This is a genomic window from Neptunicoccus cionae (assembly GCF_014643735.1).
GTDB classification, from domain to species: Bacteria; Pseudomonadota; Alphaproteobacteria; order Rhodobacterales; family Rhodobacteraceae; genus Amylibacter; species Amylibacter cionae.
Window position 1 is genome coordinate 552,890 of the sequence record NZ_BMKA01000001.1, and the last position, 18,534, is coordinate 571,423.

Below are 18,534 nucleotides of genomic sequence, written 5' to 3' on the forward strand. Positions count from 1 at the left end.
GGCGCGATCGGTCAAGAGCGGGCGCTGTGGGATTGCGTCAGGCCAAGGGGAATTCGGCAAATTCCCCCTGATATAGAGTTAGGCCGCTTTTTCGACCAGCAGGTCAATCAGGCTTTGTCCCATGATTTTGGCACTGTCCAACATGGCGGATACTTCGACATATTCGTCAGGCTGGTGGGCCAATTCCAGAATCCCCGGACCGTAAGCGATGCAGTTTTTCAGCTGACCGATACGGTCGATGTGCTTCTGGTCGTAGGATCCGGGCGAAACCACATATTCCGCCGGTTTGCCCAAAACATTCTGGATCGCGCTGGCCACGGACGTGACCACAGGGGCGTCTTTGGCTGTCATGGTCGGAATGATCCGCTGAATTTCGCGGATTTTATAGGCGAATCCCTCCCGTTCCGATTTCACCTTTTCCAGAACGTCAGTGATCTCTTTTTGGACATCATCGATGTTTTCTTCGATCAGAAAGCGACGGTCAATCACCATGCGGGCGCTGTCGGGCACGCAGGGGCTGGGTAGGCCGGTAAAGCCCGCTTCCGGTTCGTTCTGCCCGCCGTGGAAGGAATTGATGTTCATAGTGGACTGACGCGCGCCTTTGGGGATCACCGGCATATCGGTGCGTTTCTGCGCGAGTGCGGGATAAAGTTCGGTTTCCATCTCGTTGAGAACCGCCCCCATGTGACGCACAGCGCAATCGCCCAGAAACGGCATGGACCCGTGGGCAATCCGGCCTTTGGTTTCGATTTCTGCCCACCACGCACCGCGGTGCCCGAGACAGATGGAATCAAGGCCAAGCGGTTCGGGAATGATCACATGCTGCACGCGCGCCGGCGCAAAATAGCCCTTTTCCGCCAGGTAAGCTACGCCGCCAAAGCCGCCTGTTTCCTCATCCGCGGTGCCGGAGATTTCCACGGCTCCAGAAAAGTCGGGGAAGGTATCCACGAAAGCTTCGGCTGCGATGATTGACGCGGCGAGCCCGCCTTTCATGTCACAGGCGCCGCGTCCGTAAATCTTGTCTCCGTCCAGTTCACCGCCAAATGGATCGCGGGTCCAGTCCTGACCGAGTTCCACAATATCGGTGTGGCTGTTAAAATGAACGCACTCGCCACTGCGTGCACCTTCGCGCCGTGCGACAATGTTCCAGCGGGGGTATTTTTCGCAATCCCCCGGCGTGTCATGGGCGCGGATCAGTTCACACTGAAAGTAGCGCGGTGCCAGACGATCGCGCAGATATTCGCAAATCAGGCGGTAATTCTCGCCTGGCGGGTTGAGTGTGGGAATCCGGATCAGATCCTGTGTCAGAGCGATAAGATCGTCCTTGCGGCGATCCAGTTCCGTGTTCAGTCGGTCTATATTATCTTGATGAGCCATGGCGTCACCTTGCGCCGGAACCATGTGCGTTATCAAGAGCTTAAAATGGGGTTTGCGCAATTTTTACAGTGCCTTATTGTGAGGCAAAACCAATAGAGATGGCAGCTATGACCAGATCGAAATTGCGACAGGCCGCTGAGGAATTATTCGAGGCAGCGGTAGGGGCTGCGGACCCTGCCGGCGCTGTGGCGCGCGCTCTTCAAGCTGATCCGCTGCCAGATTGTGCAGGCCGACTGGTGGTTCTGGCGGTTGGAAAGGCGGCTTGTGCGATGATGAAGGAGGCGTTGTTACATTTGCCTGAACCATCATTGGCAATAGCTGTGACCAATCACGAAAACTTGGCCGATCTGGACAGTGTGCAAGGCGTGCGCGTGATCTGCGGCGAACATCCGGTTCCAGGCACAGGTAGCGTAATTGCCGGAGATGCGCTGTTAAGCGCCGTGGAGGGGCTTGGCGCGGATGATCAAGTGCTTGCGTTGGTGTCCGGTGGTGGATCGGCGCTGGCCATTGCGCCGGTGGCGGCAATCTCTTTTGAAGAAAAGCAACAGGCGGGGGCGGTGCTGCTGGGCAGCGGGCTGGACATTAACCGCATGAACCTTGTGCGCCAGTGTCTCAGCCGGATCAAGGGAGGCGGGTTGCTACGCGCCGCTGCCCCTGCGCAAGTACACAGTCTGATCTTGTCTGACGTGATCGGTGATGATCTGCGGGTGGTCGCGAGCGGACCCACCGTATCAGCGGTCGGCACCTGTGCTGCGGCGCAGGCGGCGCTTATGGACGCCGGTGTATGGGAGGATATGCCAGCCGCCGTACGCCAGCATCTAGACCAGGGGGAGACCGCGCCACCAGTGACCGCAGCGACAGCCCTTAACCGGATTATCGGGTCCAATCGGGTCAGTCTGGAAGCGGTGCTTGCGGCCTGTCCGGCGGCGCGGATCGTGGAGGATGCCCTGTGCGGTGATGTGGCAGAGGCGGCAGCGTTTATCCTTGCGCAGGCACAGCAATCCCAAAGCGGAGAGGTGCTGGTGTTTGGCGGTGAAACGACCGTGCGGCTTGTCGGGGACGGATTGGGTGGTCGCAATCAGGAACTGGCCTTGCGCGTCGCGCTTGGTGCGCAGGCGCTTGGCGATGACTGGGTATTCCTAAGCGGAGGCACCGATGGGCGCGACGGGCCAACCGACGCGGCTGGGGGGCTGGTGGACAGCGGGACCATCGCGCGCATTGAAGCCGCTGGGCTGAATCCGCAGGCCATGTTGGCGCGCAATGACAGCTATCACGCTTTACAAGCCGCTGGCGATTTATTGATCACAGGCGGCACAGGTACAAATGTCGCAGATGTGCAGCTGTTCCTGCGGCGTTCTTGACGCCCGCGACACCGCAGGGTTTATTGTGCCGATACACTGAGGACCCCATGTTCAAACGCCGACCTAAAGTCATAATCGAAGCCGAGCATGTGACCTTGCGCATGCCTGTGATGGGGGATCACCTGTCATGGGTTCATCTGCGTCAGGACGGTGAGGATTTTCTGAAGCCGTGGGAGCCGGTCTGGTCTCCCGATCATTTCTCGCGCCGTGCCTTTAGCAACCGTGTGTTCTGGGCCCGCAAGACCTATGAGTCCGGAAAGGGCTTGCCTTTATTCATTATTCGCAGGGACGATCAGGCGTTGCTTGGGGCGATCACGCTGGATAATATCCGGCGCGGTCCGGCGATGGCGGGCACGCTTGGTTATTGGATCGGGTCGGATTATGCCCGCTCCGGCTATATGACGGATGCGATCGAAGCGTTAGTTTATTTTGCGTTTCATCAGTTGGACCTTAGCCGGATCGAGGCGGCTACCCTGCCGGAAAACGCGGCCTCTCGCGGGTTGTTGGAAAAGACCGGTTTCAAATACGAAGGGGTGGCACAAAGCTATCTGCAAATCGCAGGGCGCTGGCGGACCCATGTGCTTTACGCGAATTTGCGCAGTGATCGGCGCGGGAAAACCGACGCAGGGTAGGGGCGCTGGGCGCTTTTACGCGCTATCCGGTCATCAATTTTCAAAGATTTCCGAGGCGGTGTGTCCGGTGTATTTTGATGAGCAAACCATCGTTTGTTAACTTTATGAAGCTTCATATATGAAGCTTCATATTTGCAGTATGATGATTGAATAAGAGTAAGCATTAGAAAATCTTAAATGTTGTAGTGTTTCCGTTGCCGCCCAATTTGCAGCAACGTCCCGTTAACCTTTCAAGTTGGTTAGGGACCACCCGTTGCAACTGGCATAGAGCGGCCTCATTCCCGCTTGTTCAGATAATTCCCCCGAAGTCGCGGGACTTCGCGTTAAACTGGTAAGGGAATCACCTAAAGGAGTGTAGCCATCCGGTGTTTTCTGATCCTGTTAAGTGTCCTTTTTGCGCAAACCGCTGTGGCACAGACCCGCTCGCCGAGCCATTGTCTCGCATTTGCTGAAAACGGTCCGCCGATACACCGCGCTGCGCTAACGGTGGATCAGGTGCAGATTACCTACGCCGATCATTCCATGTATGTCATTGATACTTTTGGCGGTATGCGGGTGGTAACGGATTATAACGGATACATCGGGCAAACCGAAAAAGCCCCCGATGTGGTGACGATGAACAAGGGCCATTCCAGCCACTACACCAGCCATCCAGACCCGCAAATCCCCCATGTGCTGCGGGGTTGGGACCCCAAGGGCGGTGTGGCGGATCATGAACTGGAACTGGGCGAGATGCTGATCCGCAATGTCACAACAGACATTCGCAGCGTCTATAGCGGGCAGGAGCCTGACGGAAATTCCATTTTTATCTTTGAAGTTGCGGGCCTGTGTATCGGCCATCTGGGTCACCTCCATCACATTCCGACGGACGAACAATTTGCCCGTATCGGAAGGCTGGATGTGGTGATGGCCGCCGTGGATGGCAGTATGACGCTTGATCTGCTCTCGATGGTGACGCTTTTGAAACGGTTGCGGGCCTCTGTGGTGCTGCCGATGCACTGGTTTGGTCAGTCGACGCTCAACCGGTTTGTGGCCGGAATGCGAGACACTTTTGAAATCGTGACCTTGCCCGACAGCAGCTTTGTGATCAGTCAGGATTTATTGCCAAACCGCCCGACCGTTATGATCGTCCCGCCCCGTTTCATCACCGAATACGAATAGCGCTTCTTGTGCGCCTCTGTTGGATTGGCTAGTCCTTTGCCAGACAGGAGCCTGAACATGCTGAACCCCGCCACAGAAACTCTCCAGAACCAACTGAACGCAGAATCTGCCGGACTGGCCGGTCCGGTGCCGCCCGCCTATCTTGAAGAACCGCGCGGTATGATGCTGGGGATTGGTGGCATTTTGGCCCGCCCGCGCTCAGTAGAGGAGGTCTCTTTGGTGCTTCGGACATGCAGCGCGGCCCGCGTTGGGGTGGTGCCTTATGGCGGAGGAACCGGACTGGTCGGCGGCCAGCTTCTGGCAGAGGGGCCAGCGCCGCTGATCTTGTCGCTGGAGCGGATGAAGGCCCTGCGCCACGTCGATCCGGTGGGCAATACGATCGCGGTTGAAGCAGGTATGACACTGGCCGAGGTTCAGTCGGCGGCTGAAAGCGCGGGTCGGATGTTTCCGCTCTCGCTTGCCTCTGAAGGGTCCTGCCGCATCGGGGGCAACCTTGCCACCAATGCAGGGGGCGTGCAGGTGCTGCGCTATGGCAACACGCGGGAGCTGTGTCTCGGGGTGGAGGCTGTCCTGCCTGATGGCACGATCCACCACGGGCTAAAGCGTCTGCGCAAAGACAACACCGGCTATGATCTGCGCAACCTGCTGATCGGTTCCGAAGGCTCTCTCGGGGTGATTACGGCGGCTGTTTTGAAACTGGTGGCAAAGCCGCTAGAACTGGCCACATGTTTCGCGGTGGTGCCCGATCCGAAAGCCGCCGCGCAGTTGCTGGCGCGGATGCAGGAAACGCTCGACGGGTTGGTCAGTGCGTTTGAACTGGTACATGGCACCGGCTTTGATCTGCTGTCCGAAACCATGCCGGAAATCCGTTTGCCCTTTGCCGAGCGATCCGAATGGATGGTCCTCGCCGAATGCGGAGGTGGAACCGGCAGTGGCGTAGACAGTCGGTTGATGGACGTGCTGGAGCAAGCTGTTGAGGACGGGTTGGTCGAAGACGTCGTACTGGCCCAATCTGCCGCCCAGCGGGATGCCTTCTGGACCGTGCGCGAATCCCTCCCCGAGGCAAACAAACGTGTCGGTGCGATTTCCAGCCACGATATTTCGATCCCGATCGACAGACTGCCAGAGTTTATCGCCGAAGGGCAGCAGGCTTTGAAACAGTTCGGCCCTGTGCGGTTGAACAGCTTTGGCCATCTTGGGGATGGCAACCTGCACTACAATGTGTTCCCACCGGCCGGAGAGCCCAAAGCCGATTGGGTGCACCTGAAACCCGATGTTATGCGGATGATCCACGATCTGGTGGATGCCTATGACGGCTCAATCTCGGCAGAGCATGGGATCGGCCGCTTGAAGGCCGCCGATCTGCAACGCTACGGAGACCCTGCGAAACTGGCGGTGATGCGCGGGATCAAACAGGCGATTGATCCGCTCGGTATCATGAATCCGGGGGCTGTGATCAGCGTTTGATCCCGATCACACTGGACGGGGATCAGTCCCCGTCATAGGCGCAAAGCGCTGTGACCGGCACGCCAAGATCACGCACCACTTGCGCCCCGCCAAGATCGGGAAGGTCGATGATAAACGCCGCGTGCACAACTGTCGCGCCAAGCCGTTCCACCAGCTTGATCCCCGCCGCCGCAGTGCCGCCGGTGGCGATCAGATCGTCGATCAACAGCACCTTGTCGCCCGCTTTCAGCGCATCGTCATGCACTTCGATGGTCGCAGTTCCATATTCCAGCGTGTAATCCTCTGACAGGGTTTTACCCGGCAATTTGCCCTTTTTGCGCAGCGGAACAAATCCGGTGCCAAGCCGCTCTGCCACCGCGCCACCGATGATAAACCCGCGGGCCTCCAGTCCGGCGACCGCGGTGATTTCTGTGTCTTTGAATGCGTCGACAATCTGCGCCACCGCCAGTTTCATGCCCTCGGGGTTGCCAAACAGTGTTGTGACATCGCGAAACATCACGCCTTTCTGCGGAAAATCGGGAATGGTGCGGATGAAATCGGTAATGTCACGGGTCATGGAATGTCTCTTTCAGGGTCGTGTTTAGGGGCGGCGTATCACAGGCAATAGCACGGGCACCACCCCGTCCTTGCGCCTGACGCTTCGGCGCTTGTTTTAACGTTTTGCGGTATCAATCAGTGTTTGTAAAACGGCCCCGTCTTCTGAATAGGACAGCGGCCCCATGACTGGCAGTTTTTGTAGGATCGACAGAACGGTGGGTGACGTGATCGCAACTGTGTGGCCCAGTTTGTCGTCAGAATCGTCAATGTCGGTGACGTTGACGAACTGCACACCGTACCGGCGCAGGGTTTCGGTGTCCTTCAATTGCCCGACCCGATTGCTCTGGCCGGTTAGAAAGGCAGATGCTTTCAAGGCAAGATCCGCTTCATCCCCGAAGATAACAAACGGTTTAGGCAGCGGTTTGATCCGACTGAGCTGCATTTCAAACAGGTTAGTGTCAATATCAGGAGAGATCAACACCACCCCAGCCAGCTTGCGCGCGACCTGTTTCTTACCCTCCAGCGAAATCTGACGCAGAGTTTCCACCACCAGATTGGATCCGATAGAATGGGCCACAATCACAATCCGCTCATAAGATTGTGCGGCCAGTATCTCTAGCAAGGATTGCAGGCCGTCCCGCGCAAACAGCACACTGTCCCGATCACGGGTGTATTCCAGCGTGTTTTGCGTTGCGGGCCATGAATAATGAACTGCTGTGCTGGTGCTTTTCAGGTCGTGGGACAGCTGGGCCATCCTGTAAGTGCCTTCGGCAAACGTGATGTTGAACCCGTGAACGTAGACAATCGCTTCGCGCTGGGCCTTTTGCGCACTTGTTCCCAATGCGGCGCCAAAGTCTTGCGCAGAACCGTAGCGCACGATTTCTCTCGTGGCGAACTCGGTCGCCGGGTCTGTGCGTTTTTCGGGTTTCTCCGGCCATTCGATCCGTCCCGGTTGATGGGTCGGGGGGATGGAAATGTCCAAGCGTGCAAAGGACAGCACAGAGGTGCGCAGGCTGGAAAAGACAAGGCTGCCTTCGGCAGGTTGTCGGGTGGTGGCGATAAAGATGTTTTCAATCGCGGCATCGGGCGGCGTGTTTTTGGCCACCGTAATCATGCCCCGATCCGCGCAGGCGGCCAGCAGCAGCGCCAGTATCATCCCGCGCCCCACAAGCGCCATATGCGATAGGTTCATAGAACGCGACCCGCAATAGCATCAAGCTTGGCAACAAGGGCGGGATCGCGGTCTTGTGGTCCTGTCAGAACGGCAAACTCCAGCGCCTTGTCACACCCGTGCGGGCAATCCTTGCGCTTTGCGCCCAGCAGGTCGGGCAGGCGGGCTACCAGTCCTTTGGCCTTGGAAGAATTGCCCATCAGGGTCGCGATAATCTGCGTCACATCCACTTCGCCGTGATCGGGATGCCAACTGTCATAATCGGTGATCATCGCGACAGAGGCATAACACAGCTCCGCCTCACGGGCGAGCTTGGCTTCGGGCATATTGGTCATGCCAATCACATCACAGCCCCAGCTTTCGCGGTACATGCGGGATTCTGCCAGTGTTGAAAACTGCGGCCCCTCCATCGCGAGGTAGGTACCGCCATCATGCACGACTATTCCTTCGGCACGCGCGGCCTCAAAGCAGGCTTTACCCAAACGCGGGCAGGTCGGGTGGGCGACCGAAACATGGGCAACGCAGCCCGGCCCGAAGAAGGACTTCTCGCGCAGATAGGTGCGGTCAATGAACTGGTCCACAATCACAAAGTCGCCGGGTGCCATTTCATCACGGAAAGATCCGCAGGCCGAAACCGAAATCACATCCGTCACACCAGCCCGCTTCAGCGCGTCGATATTGGCACGGTAGTTGATGCTGGTAGGCGTCTGCACATGACCGCGCCCGTGACGGGGTAAAAACACCATCTTCACCCCGTTCAACCGTCCGACCAGCAGGTCGTCCGATGCTTTTCCAAACGGGCTTTCGACGGTGATCCACTGGGGGTTTTCCAAACCCTCAATGTCATACACGCCGCTGCCGCCGATAATTCCGATCACTGTGTCCATCTGCACACCCCTGTTCTTGTCTGCTGCCTTGGATCTATTTCTGACCGGGTCGGTTCAAAGAGAAAATATCCGTCACGGCGGAATAGTCCCGATAGCCAAGCCGCGCCATCGGTTGGTAGCTGGTCACATCCAGTATACCATCGGTGATATGTTCGTCGCGGATGTGGATGCCGACCACTTCGCCAAGCACCATGACAGCGCCGCCGGGCAGTTCGATTTCCTTGAACAGCTTGCACTCCAGCGCCGCAGGGGCCGCAGCCACGAAAGGCGCTTTCACCACGTTGGGGGTGCCTTTTTCCAATCCGGCGACGGTGAATTCATCCTCATCAGGTGCGTAATGGCCCGAAGATAGGTTCATCGCATCTTTCAGGGCATGGGACACGATCGAAACACAAAACTCGCCAGTATCGCGAATGTTCGTCAGGCTGTCCTTGACCTCATCCCGTCCGATCTTTTTACCGGTGGTAGAGAACATCACCATCGGCGGGTCATCAGCCACACCGTTGAAAAAGGAGTAAGGCGCGAGGTTCGCGGTTCCGTCACGGGTCAGCGTTGAAATCCAGCCGATTGGTCTGGGAGAAACAATCGCTTTGTAGGGATTGTGGGGAAGGCCGTGGTCATCATGGCCGGGGCGGTAAAACATTAGAGTTGTCCGGTTTTCAATTGCGTTGCCCCTTTTGTAGCGGTCTGCTATCGCCGGTGCCAGTAGTTTTCCCCGCAACGCTCTGTTGCTCTCAAAGGTTTGACTTTCAACGATGTTTCAACTGACGCCTGAGACAGAGACCGACCGGGACGAGGTCGAGTATCTTTACGACCTGTGTTTTGCACCAGGTCGCGAAGCGCTCAGTTCTTACCGGTTGCGTGAAGGGGTGAAACCTGTGGCGGGGCTGTGTCTTGTGGCGCGGGATGATTACAACGTGCTTGCCGGTGCGATCCGCTATTGGCCGGTGGTTGTTGGCACGGCCCGCCACGACGCGCTGCTTCTGGGGCCGGTGGCTGTACACCCGACCTATCAGGGCGAAGGCCTTGGCGGCCTTTTGGTCCGTGACAGTCTTGATCGGGCGGCAAATACCGGCTGGGGACGTGTGATCCTTGTGGGCGATGCCCCGTATTACCGCAAGTTCGGCTTTGAAAAGAGCAGGACAATGACTTTCCCGCCGCCAACAAACCCCGATCGCCTGTTGTGCCTGCCGCTCCAACCTGATGCGTTTAAGGGCGTAGAAGGCCTGATTGACCGCGCGGTCTAACGCGCACTCCCAAGCACAACCATATCCATTTTCACTAAAATATCCCGGGGGTCCGGGGGCAGCGCCCCCGTCCGGTAGGGTTAATTCGCAGACACAATCTTTCCCGGATTCATAATGCCGGTGGGATCGAAGGCCCGCTTTATATCAGCCATAACATGCACCGCATCGCCATGTTCGTCGTCAAGATACTTCATCTTGCCCATACCGATCCCGTGCTCTCCGGTGACAGTCCCGCCAAGTTCCAGCGCACGCATGTTCATGCGGTGGGTCAGTTCCTTGGCAAGGGCAAACTCCTCGGCGTTCTGGCGGTCAAACAGGAACAGCACATGGTAATTGCCGTCCCCGACATGCCCCACAATCGGCGCCTGCCATCCGTGGGCTTCCACATCTGCAATGGTGTCTTCGATCGCTTGGGCCAGCTTGGAGATCGGTACGCAGACATCAGTAGACAGCCCCTGTGCGCCCGGGCTCTGGGCCTTGAGCGCGAAATAGGTATTGTGACGGGCATGCCAAAGCTTGTTGCGGTCCTCGGCTTTGGTGGCCCACTGAAAACCGCCGCCGCCGAATTCCTCTGTGATGTCCTTCATGCGCTGGACTTCTTCGGCCACGCTGGTTTCTGTGCCGTGGAATTCCATAAACAAATGCGGGCATTCGCGCATGGTCATTTTAGAATAGGCGTTGATCGCACGGATGCTCAGCGGGTCGATAAACTCCATACGTGCCACCGGCAGGCCCATTTGCACCGCCATAATCACAGAGTTCACTGCACTTGCGGTATCTTCGAATTCGCAGACCGCAGCCGAAACCGATTCCGGTTGCCCGTGCAGTTTCAGCGTCAGTTCCGTAATAATCCCGAGCGTCCCTTCAGAACCAATAAACAGCCGCGTCAGATCATAGCCGGCGCTGCTTTTCTTGGCTTTGGAGCCGGTGCGGATGATCCGCCCGTCCGCCATAACTACTTCCAGCGCCATGACGTTGTCCTTCATCTTGCCGTAGCGCACAGTGGTGGTGCCCGATGCGGATGTTGCCGTCATGCCGCCGATGGTGGCATTGGCACCCGGATCAACCGGAAAGAACAATCCGGTGGCGCGCAATTCTGTGTTCAGCGTTTCCCGCGTGATGCCAGGTTGTACCACGGCGTAAAGATCTTCAGGCGCCACATGCAGTAGTTTGTCCATAGAGCCGAGGTTGATCGTAACACCACCCCGCACCGCCAGCGCATGACCTTCAAGCGAGGTCCCGACACCCCAAGGCACCACCGGACAGCCGTGTTTGTGGCAGATTTTCATGATTTCGGACACCTCTCGGGTGTCTTTCGGAAAGGCTACGGCTTCGGGCGGGGTGTTTTCAAAATAGCTTTCATTTTCACCGTGTTGGTGACGGATGGCCTCGGCGGTGGACAGCCGATCGCCCAAAAGGACTTGAAGTTCAGAAATAGCGGTTTGATTGTCGGACATTCGTCTTCCTCCTAATTGAAGCGCAACGTAAATCCATGTAGGCAAAGTGAAAAGCGCAAAATCCTGCTAGGGTCCAGTCTGCGGAGTAGCAACATGTCCGGCAATCGCCCCCAGAGAGTCTCGCGGCTGTGGAATCGCGAAGGCATGCCGTCCTTTCGCAAGGATGGGGTGAATTCCCTTATGTTCTGGGGGCTTGCCTTGGTCATCGGGTGTGCTGCGGGTTGGGCAACGCTGGGGTTTCGGGTCGGCATTTCCGCATTGCAGACGTGGATTTACGGCGAAAGTGATGTGCAGCTTGCCTCTGCCGCCAGCCAGTTGCCGTGGTTCTGGGTGCTGGTGGTGCCGGTCATCGGCGGGCTGATCGTGGGTATAATCCTGCAACGCTATACGCCTGACGGGCGGGTGCGCACGGTGGCCCATGCGATAGAGGGTGCGGCGCTGAATAACGGGAAGGTAGAGGGTAAGGCGGGGCTGGCCTCGGCTGTGGCGTCGTTCATCACACTTTCAACTGGCGGGTCGTCGGGGCGGGAGGGGCCGGTGGTGCATCTGGCAGCGGTGATCTCCTCCAAAGTCTCGCGTCTGATCAAAGCCAACGGCATAACGGCGCGGGATCTTCTGGGCTGTGCAGTGGCCAGCGCTGTGGCGGCGTCTTTTAACGCTCCGATTGCTGGAACGATCTTCGCGATGGAGGTGGTCCTGCGCCATTATGCAGTACATTCCTTCGGCCCGATCGTGCTGGCATCGGTCTGTGGTGCCCTGATCAGCCGCTTCGGGTTTGGCGACATCACTGAATTTACCCTACCATCCCATGAGCTGGAATTTTACGTGGAGCTGCCGGCCTTTGTTCTGCTGGGCATCGTGTGTGGCATCGTGGCTGTTATTATGATGAAATCCATCTTCCTTGCGGAAGACTGGGGCGATGAATGGCAACAGCGCTTCAAGATTCCGGGCTGGTTGCGGCCTGCAATTGCGGGGTTGGTGCTGGGATCAATGGCGATCTGGGTACCCAATATCATTGGTGTCGGTTATGAAACCACGTTTCTGGCGCTGACCGGACAGATCACCTTTTGGGGGGCTGTTGGGCTGGCGGTTGTGAAGGTGGCCGCGGTTGCTGTCACGATGGCGGGGCGGATGGGGGGCGGTGCGTTTTCCCCTGCGCTGATGCTTGGCGCGTTGACGGGGCTGGCGTTCGGCTGGGTGGCGACCGCGATTTTCCCGACCGTTTCTGGCACACTGTCGCTTTATGCGCTGGCGGGGATGGGGGCGGTCGGGGCGGCGGTGCTGGGCGCACCGATTTCCACAACGCTGATCGTGTTTGAGATGACGGGCGACTGGCAGATGGGGCTTGCGGTGATGCTTGCGGTGGCGCTGTCGACCACGGTTGCTGGCAGATTTGTGGCGCGGTCGTTCTTTCTGGAACAACTGGAGCGGCGCGGCGTGCGTCTTGCTGCGGGGCCGCAGGCCTATCTGCTGGCCACACTGCCGGTGTCCAAACTGATGCGGGGGCTTGATCATCCGCGTATGGGCAGCCGCGAACTGTGCGATACGCTGATCAAAGAGGGTGCTTATGTGATGGAAACCAGTTCCCTAGAGGCGGCGTTGCCCCTGTTTGACGGGGCCACCCACCAGTTCCTGCCTGTGGTGTCTACTAACGATTCCGGCGAAGTGGAGGAACTGTTAGGCACGCTGTTTCAGGTCGATGCCCTGCGCGCCTATAGTGAGGCAATGGCCGAAACAGTGCGCGAACATCACGCCTGACCCATCCGGCCATCGCCCGATTAATTGCGCGGCGATCAGCTTACCAGATCAATGGTAACAGCGCCTTTATGGAATGCCAGATGACCGGCAATTTTTGTCATGGCGTCTATAGGCGCCTCATAGGACCACGCCACGTTTTCGTCGCGCCGGTTTTTGCCCACCAGATGATAATAGGTGGCATCGCCCTTATGGGGGCAATGAGTGGTCTTGTCTGAAGCGTCGAAAAACACCATTTGCAGATCGTCGCGCGGCACGTAGAGCACGGGCTCATAGCCGTTTTCACGCAACAACAGCGCGCGGGAAGTGTCACCGATCACGGCGCCTTGCGCACGGATGCTCCAGTTACCCGGTGCCGGCTCGATCACGATTTCCGGTTCTGTCCCCATTATGTCTCTCCCAAATTCAGTCGTTCATTCAATAAAGCGCCACGGCCCGCTTACCCCCTGTTCGATCTGGCAGTTGCGCAGGTCGAGGGGGCGGGGTGATGACCGGCCGGACTTTAGATCCGTGGCCAGTTTATCATGGCTTTGTAACGTAGTGTTATACTGCTGCGCAGGCCTGTTCCAGCCAGTTTAGTGTCGCAGGGCCGCAACGTCCCGCCAGTTTGGCCAGAACTTCTGTGTGGTAGCTGTTTAGCCAGTCCCGTTCCGTTTGGGTCAACAGAGCGATGTCGATCATTTTGCGGTCAATTGGCGCAAAGGTAAGCGTGCGGAAATTCAGCATTTCCCGATCATCGCCGCCTGCAATCGGCGGGGCTTTTTGCACAACAATCAGGTTTTCAATGCGGATGCCAAAGGCACCCGGTTTGTAATAGCCGGGCTCATTTGACAGGATCATGCCTTCCTGCAAGGCCACATCGGATGCTCGGGAAATCCGCTGCGGTCCTTCATGCACCGACAGATAAACCCCGACGCCGTGACCGGTGCCGTGATCGAAATCCAGCCCCGCCTGCCACAGCGCGTTGCGGGCGAGCGCGTCAATGTCCCGTCCGCTGACCCCTTTGGGGAAACGGGCCATGGACAAGGTGATCATCCCCTTTAGCACCAGCGTGAAAGCGCGGACCGCTTCGGCGGGCGGCGTGCCAATGGCAAGCGTGCGGGTAATGTCCGTGGTGCCATCAAGGTATTGCGCGCCGCTGTCCACCAGCAGCAGGTTATCCGGCTCGATCTGGCGGTTGGTCTCTTCGGTCACGCGGTAGTGCATGATCGCGCCATTCGCGCCGGTGCCGCAGATGGTGTCAAAACTGATATGGCGCAGCTTTCCAGTTTCCGCGCGAAAAGCCTCAAGCTGTTTTACTACGTCGATTTCTGTCACGTCCGGCGCAGGGCCGAGGCTGTCGACCCAAGCAAGGAAGTTACACACCGCAGCGCCGTCCCGCAGGTGGGCCTCTGTGGTGCCGGAAAGTTCCACCTCGTTCTTGCAGGCTTTGGCCAGCAGGATCGGATCGGCGTCATAGGCAACAGGGGTTCCAGCCTTTTGCAATCTGGCATCAAGCCAGACAGGCGCGGTGGATTTATCCACTAGAACAGGGCCTTGCAGCCGATCAACTGCCGCCCCCAACGCAGCGGGATCGTTAATGCCCCCATCGTTTCCAAGATGGGCGCGCAGGGTGTCATCTACTTTGGCAGGGTCGATAAACAGTTCGGCGTGGCCACTATCATCAAGCGTGGCAAAGGCCAGTGCCACAGGGGTATGCCCCAGATCGCTGCCCCGAGTATTCAACAGCCATGCAATGGAATCCGGTTGCGTCAGCACAGTCGATTTATGGCCGGACTGGCGCAGCTTTTCCGCCATGCGGCCCCGTTTATCAGCACTGGATTCGCCTGAAAGCGCAATGTCGTAAGGCACCATCAGGTCTTGGGGCGGGGCTGGGCGGTCCTGCCAGATTACGTCCACCAGATTATCACAAGGGCGCAGAGTAACACCGCTGCCCTCCAGCCGCGCCTTGGCCGCGTCGATTTCGCCTTTGGTGTGCAACCACGGATCAAAGCCGATGACGCTGCCCTTGGGGGCGTTCGCCACCAGCCAGTCGCCGAGTTTCGTTTTAGGCCAGTCCACCGGCGTGAAATGTTCCAGATCGACCTGTTCGCGCACCGCCAGACGATAGCGCCCGTCGATGAAAACCGCCGCGCGATCCTGCAAAACGACGCAAAACCCTGCGGAGCCTGTAAATCCCGTTAACCAAGCCAGCCGCATATCCGCATCGGCCACATATTCCCCTTGATGGGCATCCGCGCGCGGCACCACAAATCCATCGAGCGCACGGTCTTTCAAGACGTCGCGCAACTGCGCCAGCCGTGGTCCGCCGGTTTGTGGTGTTGTGGTGGCCTCAAAGCTTTGGAACATGCGGGTTTCTGCCTGTTAATTGTCGAGTGTATCGGGGCGCAGCAGGGGCCAAAAGGCCCCCGCAAGCAGGCAACCGTCAGGCGCTGCGGCGCAGCACCATTTTCGGGCCGGAATTTCCGGTCGGGTCAAACAGTCCGGCCAGTTGTTCGGTAATGGCACCGGCAAGCTGTTCTGCATCGGTAATGGTTACGGCCCGTTCATAATAGCGGGTCACGTCATGGCCGATCCCTATGGCAATCAATTCCACCTGTTTGCGCTTCTCGATCATCTCGATCACATCGCGCAGGTGTTTTTCCAGATAGCTGGCAGAGTTCACCGACAAGGTGCTGTCATCCACCGGCGCACCATCGGAAATCACCATCAGGATGCGGCGCTGTTCGGGACGGTTGATCATCCGCTTGTGCGCCCATTCCAGCGCCTCGCCGTCGATGTTTTCCTTCAGCAGACCCTCTTTCATCATCAGGCCCAGATTGGGCCGCGTACGACGCCACGGGGCATCCGCACCTTTATAGATGATGTGGCGCAGGTCGTTCAGGCGGCCCGGCGTCTGTTCACGCCCGCCCTTAAGCCAGTTTTCACGGCTTTGCCCGCCTTTCCACGCCCGCGTGGTAAACCCGAGGATTTCACATTTCACCTGACAGCGTTCCAGCGTGCGCGCCAGAACGTCCGCACAAATCGCGGCGATCGAAATGGGTCGTCCGCGCATAGAACCGGAGTTATCCAGCAGCAGCGTCACCACAGTGTCTTTGAACTCTGTGTCGTTTTCCACCTTGAAAGACAAAGGCGTAGTGGGGTTGGAAATCACCCGCGCCAGACGCCCGGCGTCCAGAATGCCTTCTTCCATATCAAACTGCCAGCTGCGGTTCTGCTGGGCTTGCAGGCGGCGTTGCAGTTTGTTTGCCAGTCGCGAAACCGCCCCTTTCAGGGGATCAAGCTGCTGGTCGAGATAGGCACGCAGCCGCTCCAGTTCTGCCGGTTCAGCCAGTTCTTCGGCCAGAACTTCCTCGTCAAACTCGGTGGAATAAACACGGTAGTTCGGATCCGCATCGGAATGGGCCGCAGGCGGGGGCGGATCAAGCGGGGGTTGCCCGTCGGGGGCTTCCATTTCTTCGGCGTCGTCCAGCTCGTCCCGTTCCTCCATAGAGGTCTGGGCCTGTTGCTGTTCGTCGGTTGCTTGCTGGTCCTGCGAGGCTTCGCTGTCGTCGTCTTCTTCGGACTGGTCGCCGCTGTCGGTATCAGGGTTTTCGTCTTCCTGATTATCCTCTTCGGCTTCGTCCTGACGGTCCGGATTTTCCTCGTCCGGATCATCGCCAAGCTGTTCGCCGTAGCCCAGATCGTCAATCATCTGGCGTGCAAACTTGGAAAACGCCACCTGATCGTCCAGCACATCATCCAGATTGCCCAGCGTGTCGGCGGCTTGGGATTCAATAAACCCGCGCCACAGCTCCATCACATGGGCCGCAGCAGGGGGCAGATCGCGCCCCGTTGCCAGATGGCGCACCAGATAGCCAGCAGCCGTGGCCAGCGGTGCACCGGCGGCGTCTTGTATCTGGGCAAAGCCCATTTTGGCGGCTTCGTTGCTGATCTTGGCGTCGATATTTCCCGCCGTGCCAGGCATGGCCCGCGCGCCCATCGCTTCACACCGGGCGGTTTCCATCGCTTCGTACAGCGACCGCGCCATTTCACCTTGGGGTGCATAGCGGTTGTGCGTGGTTTCATTGTGGTAGCGGTGACGCAAAGCATAGGCGTCCGCCGTGCCACGCGCCAGCAGAACCTCGTCCCGCGTCATCCGCCGTGTCACCTGTGGCAGTCGCATGGCGTCATTGGACTGTCCGGGAGGGTCCACCGTATAGGTGACGTTCAGCTCCGGCTCGTTCGCCATCGCCTTGGTCGCCTCGGCCAGCGCCTTTTTGAACGGATCAGCGGGATTGTCGTTTGGTTTGTTCATAGACGTCCCGTCCTTTACCTTTCACTCTTCCATCAACACAACCTAACACAGGTCGCGATTTTTGCTTACCCCAAGCTCACGCTTGCTGCACTTTCCGGCAGTTCTTCGTCGAAACAGCGCTGGTAGAACTCAGCCACTGTCTGGCGTTCCAGTTCGTCGCATTTGTTCAGGAAGGTCAGGCGGAAGGCAAAGCCGATGTCGCCAAAGATGCGGGCGTTCTCGGCCCAAGCGATCACGGTGCGCGGGGACATAACTGTGGAAATGTCACCGTTCATAAAGGACGTGCGGGACAGGTCCGCGACTGTCACCATCTGGGCGATATCCTTGCGGCCTTTCTCGGTGTTCCAATGCGGGTTCTTCGACAGAACGATCGCGGCTTCTGCATCATGGGACAGGTAGTTCAGCGTTGCCACCAGTGACCAACGGTCCATCTGGCCTTGGTTGATCTGCTGGGTGCCGTGATAAAGTCCGGTCGTATCCCCAAGACCCACGGTGTTGGCGGTCGCGAACAGGCGGAACGCAGGGTTCGGCGTGATGATTTCGTTCTGGTCCAGCAGGGTCAGCTTGCCGTCGGTTTCCAGCACACGCTGGATCACGAACATAACATCCGCGCGGCCTGCATCATATTCGTCGAACACGATGGCAACAGGGTTGCGCAGCGCCCAAGGCAGGATGCCTTCGTGGAATTCTGTGACCTGTTTGCCGTCCTTCAGTTTAATCGCGTCCTTACCGATCAAATCGATACGAGAGATATGGCTGTCGAGGTTCACCCGCACAGCTGGCCAGTTCAAACGGGCCGCAACCTGTTCGATGTGGGTGGATTTACCAGTGCCGTGATAGCCCTGGATCATCACGCGGCGGTTGTATTGAAACCCTGCCAGAATAGCGAGCGTGGTGTCGGGGTCGAATTTATAGGTGCTGTCCGTTTCTGGAACGCGGTCTGTGCGCTCGGCGAAGCCCTTGACGGTCATATCGCTGTCGAGTCCGAAAACCTCTCTTACAGAGACTTCCTCGGTTGGTTTTGCGTTCATATCCAGAAAATTATCGGCCATTTATATCGTCCTGCGTCATCGAAAGAAGTACCCTTGCGAAGGGCGGTCTATGCTTAGTGGAATATATTCAAACAGGGCGCAAGGGGGGCGGGGTAATTTGACCCGCTCAAACCCGCCTGACATAGCGTAGATC

Annotated in this window: 16 protein-coding genes; 6 read left to right on the forward strand and 10 right to left on the reverse strand. The window is 58.0% G+C overall.

Annotated features, from left to right (window positions below):
- Positions 1 to 78: 78 nt before the first annotated feature.
- A complete protein-coding gene (locus IEX10_RS02450) occupies positions 79 to 1,377 on the reverse strand; it encodes an acetylornithine deacetylase/succinyl-diaminopimelate desuccinylase family protein (RefSeq protein ID WP_188670561.1) in 1,299 nt (432 codons plus the stop codon).
- A 107-nt stretch (positions 1,378 to 1,484) separates the two neighbouring features.
- On the opposite strand from IEX10_RS02450, the gene IEX10_RS02455 reads away from it, so the two are divergent.
- From IEX10_RS02455 to IEX10_RS02470, 4 genes are all read left to right on the forward strand, one after another.
- Entirely contained in the window at positions 1,485 to 2,738 is a 1,254-nt protein-coding gene (locus IEX10_RS02455; RefSeq protein ID WP_188670562.1) for a glycerate kinase type-2 family protein, read from the forward strand.
- A gap of 47 nt (positions 2,739 to 2,785) precedes the next feature.
- The gene (locus IEX10_RS02460) at positions 2,786 to 3,370 is read left to right on the forward strand and encodes a GNAT family N-acetyltransferase (protein ID WP_188670564.1); all 585 of its coding nucleotides are present in this window, start codon (positions 2,786 to 2,788) and stop codon (positions 3,368 to 3,370) included.
- A gap of 408 nt (positions 3,371 to 3,778) precedes the next feature.
- Positions 3,779 to 4,531: an MBL fold metallo-hydrolase gene (locus tag IEX10_RS02465; RefSeq protein WP_229678406.1), complete on the forward strand. Its 753-nt coding sequence runs from the start codon at positions 3,779 to 3,781 to the stop codon at positions 4,529 to 4,531.
- Positions 4,532 to 4,588: 57 nt separating this feature from the next.
- Entirely contained in the window at positions 4,589 to 5,998 is a 1,410-nt protein-coding gene (locus IEX10_RS02470; protein ID WP_188670566.1) for an FAD-binding oxidoreductase, read from the forward strand.
- 22 nt (positions 5,999 to 6,020) lie between these two features.
- On the opposite strand, the gene IEX10_RS02475 is transcribed toward IEX10_RS02470, so the two are convergent.
- From IEX10_RS02475 to IEX10_RS02490, 4 genes are all read right to left on the reverse strand, one after another.
- Complete coding sequence (locus IEX10_RS02475) at positions 6,021 to 6,554, reverse strand: adenine phosphoribosyltransferase (RefSeq protein ID WP_188670568.1); 534 nt, start codon at positions 6,552 to 6,554, stop codon at positions 6,021 to 6,023.
- A gap of 96 nt (positions 6,555 to 6,650) precedes the next feature.
- The gene (locus IEX10_RS02480; RefSeq protein WP_188670570.1) at positions 6,651 to 7,727 is read right to left on the reverse strand and encodes an alpha/beta hydrolase; all 1,077 of its coding nucleotides are present in this window, start codon (positions 7,725 to 7,727) and stop codon (positions 6,651 to 6,653) included.
- Entirely contained in the window at positions 7,724 to 8,593 is an 870-nt protein-coding gene (locus IEX10_RS02485; RefSeq protein WP_188670572.1) for an S-methyl-5'-thioadenosine phosphorylase, read from the reverse strand. The genes IEX10_RS02480 and IEX10_RS02485 overlap by 4 nt, the downstream gene beginning before the upstream one ends.
- A 34-nt stretch (positions 8,594 to 8,627) precedes the next feature.
- Entirely contained in the window at positions 8,628 to 9,236 is a 609-nt protein-coding gene (locus IEX10_RS02490; protein ID WP_188670574.1) for a flavin reductase family protein, read from the reverse strand.
- Positions 9,237 to 9,348: 112 nt separating this feature from the next.
- Between IEX10_RS02490 and IEX10_RS02495 the strand changes: the two genes are divergently transcribed.
- Positions 9,349 to 9,840, forward strand: coding sequence for a GNAT family N-acetyltransferase (locus IEX10_RS02495; protein WP_188670576.1), 492 nt, complete (start codon positions 9,349 to 9,351; stop codon positions 9,838 to 9,840).
- 80 nt (positions 9,841 to 9,920) lie between these two features.
- On the opposite strand, the gene IEX10_RS02500 is transcribed toward IEX10_RS02495, so the two are convergent.
- The gene (locus tag IEX10_RS02500) at positions 9,921 to 11,297 is read right to left on the reverse strand and encodes an FAD-binding oxidoreductase (protein ID WP_188670578.1); all 1,377 of its coding nucleotides are present in this window, start codon (positions 11,295 to 11,297) and stop codon (positions 9,921 to 9,923) included.
- Between the two features lie 93 nt (positions 11,298 to 11,390).
- Here IEX10_RS02500 and IEX10_RS02505 point away from each other — a divergent pair, with 93 nt between their 5' ends.
- Entirely contained in the window at positions 11,391 to 13,055 is a 1,665-nt protein-coding gene (locus IEX10_RS02505) for a chloride channel protein (protein WP_188670580.1), read from the forward strand.
- 35 nt (positions 13,056 to 13,090) lie between these two features.
- Here the strand turns inward: IEX10_RS02505 and IEX10_RS02510 are convergent, their stop codons facing one another.
- From IEX10_RS02510 to cobS, 4 genes are all read right to left on the reverse strand, one after another.
- A complete protein-coding gene (locus tag IEX10_RS02510) occupies positions 13,091 to 13,441 on the reverse strand; it encodes a DUF427 domain-containing protein (protein ID WP_188670582.1) in 351 nt (116 codons plus the stop codon).
- Positions 13,442 to 13,595: 154 nt separating this feature from the next.
- Positions 13,596 to 15,401, reverse strand: a complete 1,806-nt coding sequence (locus IEX10_RS02515) for an aminopeptidase P family protein (protein ID WP_188670584.1) — start codon at positions 15,399 to 15,401, stop codon at positions 13,596 to 13,598.
- Between the two features lie 76 nt (positions 15,402 to 15,477).
- Positions 15,478 to 17,349, reverse strand: a complete 1,872-nt coding sequence (gene cobT, locus IEX10_RS02520) for a cobaltochelatase subunit CobT (RefSeq protein ID WP_188670585.1) — start codon at positions 17,347 to 17,349, stop codon at positions 15,478 to 15,480.
- A 65-nt stretch (positions 17,350 to 17,414) separates the two neighbouring features.
- A complete protein-coding gene (gene cobS, locus IEX10_RS02525) occupies positions 17,415 to 18,401 on the reverse strand; it encodes a cobaltochelatase subunit CobS (protein WP_188670587.1) in 987 nt (328 codons plus the stop codon).
- Positions 18,402 to 18,534 lie beyond the last annotated feature (133 nt).

Bases quoted from the DNA above. Each gene is read 5' to 3' on its own strand.
- IEX10_RS02450 (WP_188670561.1), bottom strand. From the start codon at position 1,377: ATGGCTCATCAAGATAATATAGACCGACTGAACACGGAACTGGATCGC.
- IEX10_RS02500 (WP_188670578.1), bottom strand. From the start codon at position 11,297: ATGTCCGACAATCAAACCGCTATTTCTGAACTTCAAGTCCTTTTGGGC.
- IEX10_RS02490 (WP_188670574.1), bottom strand. From the start codon at position 9,236: ATGTTTTACCGCCCCGGCCATGATGACCACGGCCTTCCCCACAATCCC.
- IEX10_RS02485 (WP_188670572.1), bottom strand. From the start codon at position 8,593: ATGGACACAGTGATCGGAATTATCGGCGGCAGCGGCGTGTATGACATT.
- IEX10_RS02515 (WP_188670584.1), bottom strand. From the start codon at position 15,401: ATGTTCCAAAGCTTTGAGGCCACCACAACACCACAAACCGGCGGACCA.
- IEX10_RS02455 (WP_188670562.1), top strand. From the start codon at position 1,485: ATGACCAGATCGAAATTGCGACAGGCCGCTGAGGAATTATTCGAGGCA.
- cobS (WP_188670587.1), bottom strand. From the start codon at position 18,401: ATGGCCGATAATTTTCTGGATATGAACGCAAAACCAACCGAGGAAGTC.
- IEX10_RS02505 (WP_188670580.1), top strand. From the start codon at position 11,391: ATGTCCGGCAATCGCCCCCAGAGAGTCTCGCGGCTGTGGAATCGCGAA.
- IEX10_RS02475 (WP_188670568.1), bottom strand. From the start codon at position 6,554: ATGACCCGTGACATTACCGATTTCATCCGCACCATTCCCGATTTTCCG.
- cobT (WP_188670585.1), bottom strand. From the start codon at position 17,349: ATGAACAAACCAAACGACAATCCCGCTGATCCGTTCAAAAAGGCGCTG.
- IEX10_RS02495 (WP_188670576.1), top strand. From the start codon at position 9,349: ATGTTTCAACTGACGCCTGAGACAGAGACCGACCGGGACGAGGTCGAG.
- IEX10_RS02460 (WP_188670564.1), top strand. From the start codon at position 2,786: ATGTTCAAACGCCGACCTAAAGTCATAATCGAAGCCGAGCATGTGACC.
- IEX10_RS02510 (WP_188670582.1), bottom strand. From the start codon at position 13,441: ATGGGGACAGAACCGGAAATCGTGATCGAGCCGGCACCGGGTAACTGG.
- IEX10_RS02480 (WP_188670570.1), bottom strand. From the start codon at position 7,727: ATGAACCTATCGCATATGGCGCTTGTGGGGCGCGGGATGATACTGGCG.
- IEX10_RS02470 (WP_188670566.1), top strand. From the start codon at position 4,589: ATGCTGAACCCCGCCACAGAAACTCTCCAGAACCAACTGAACGCAGAA.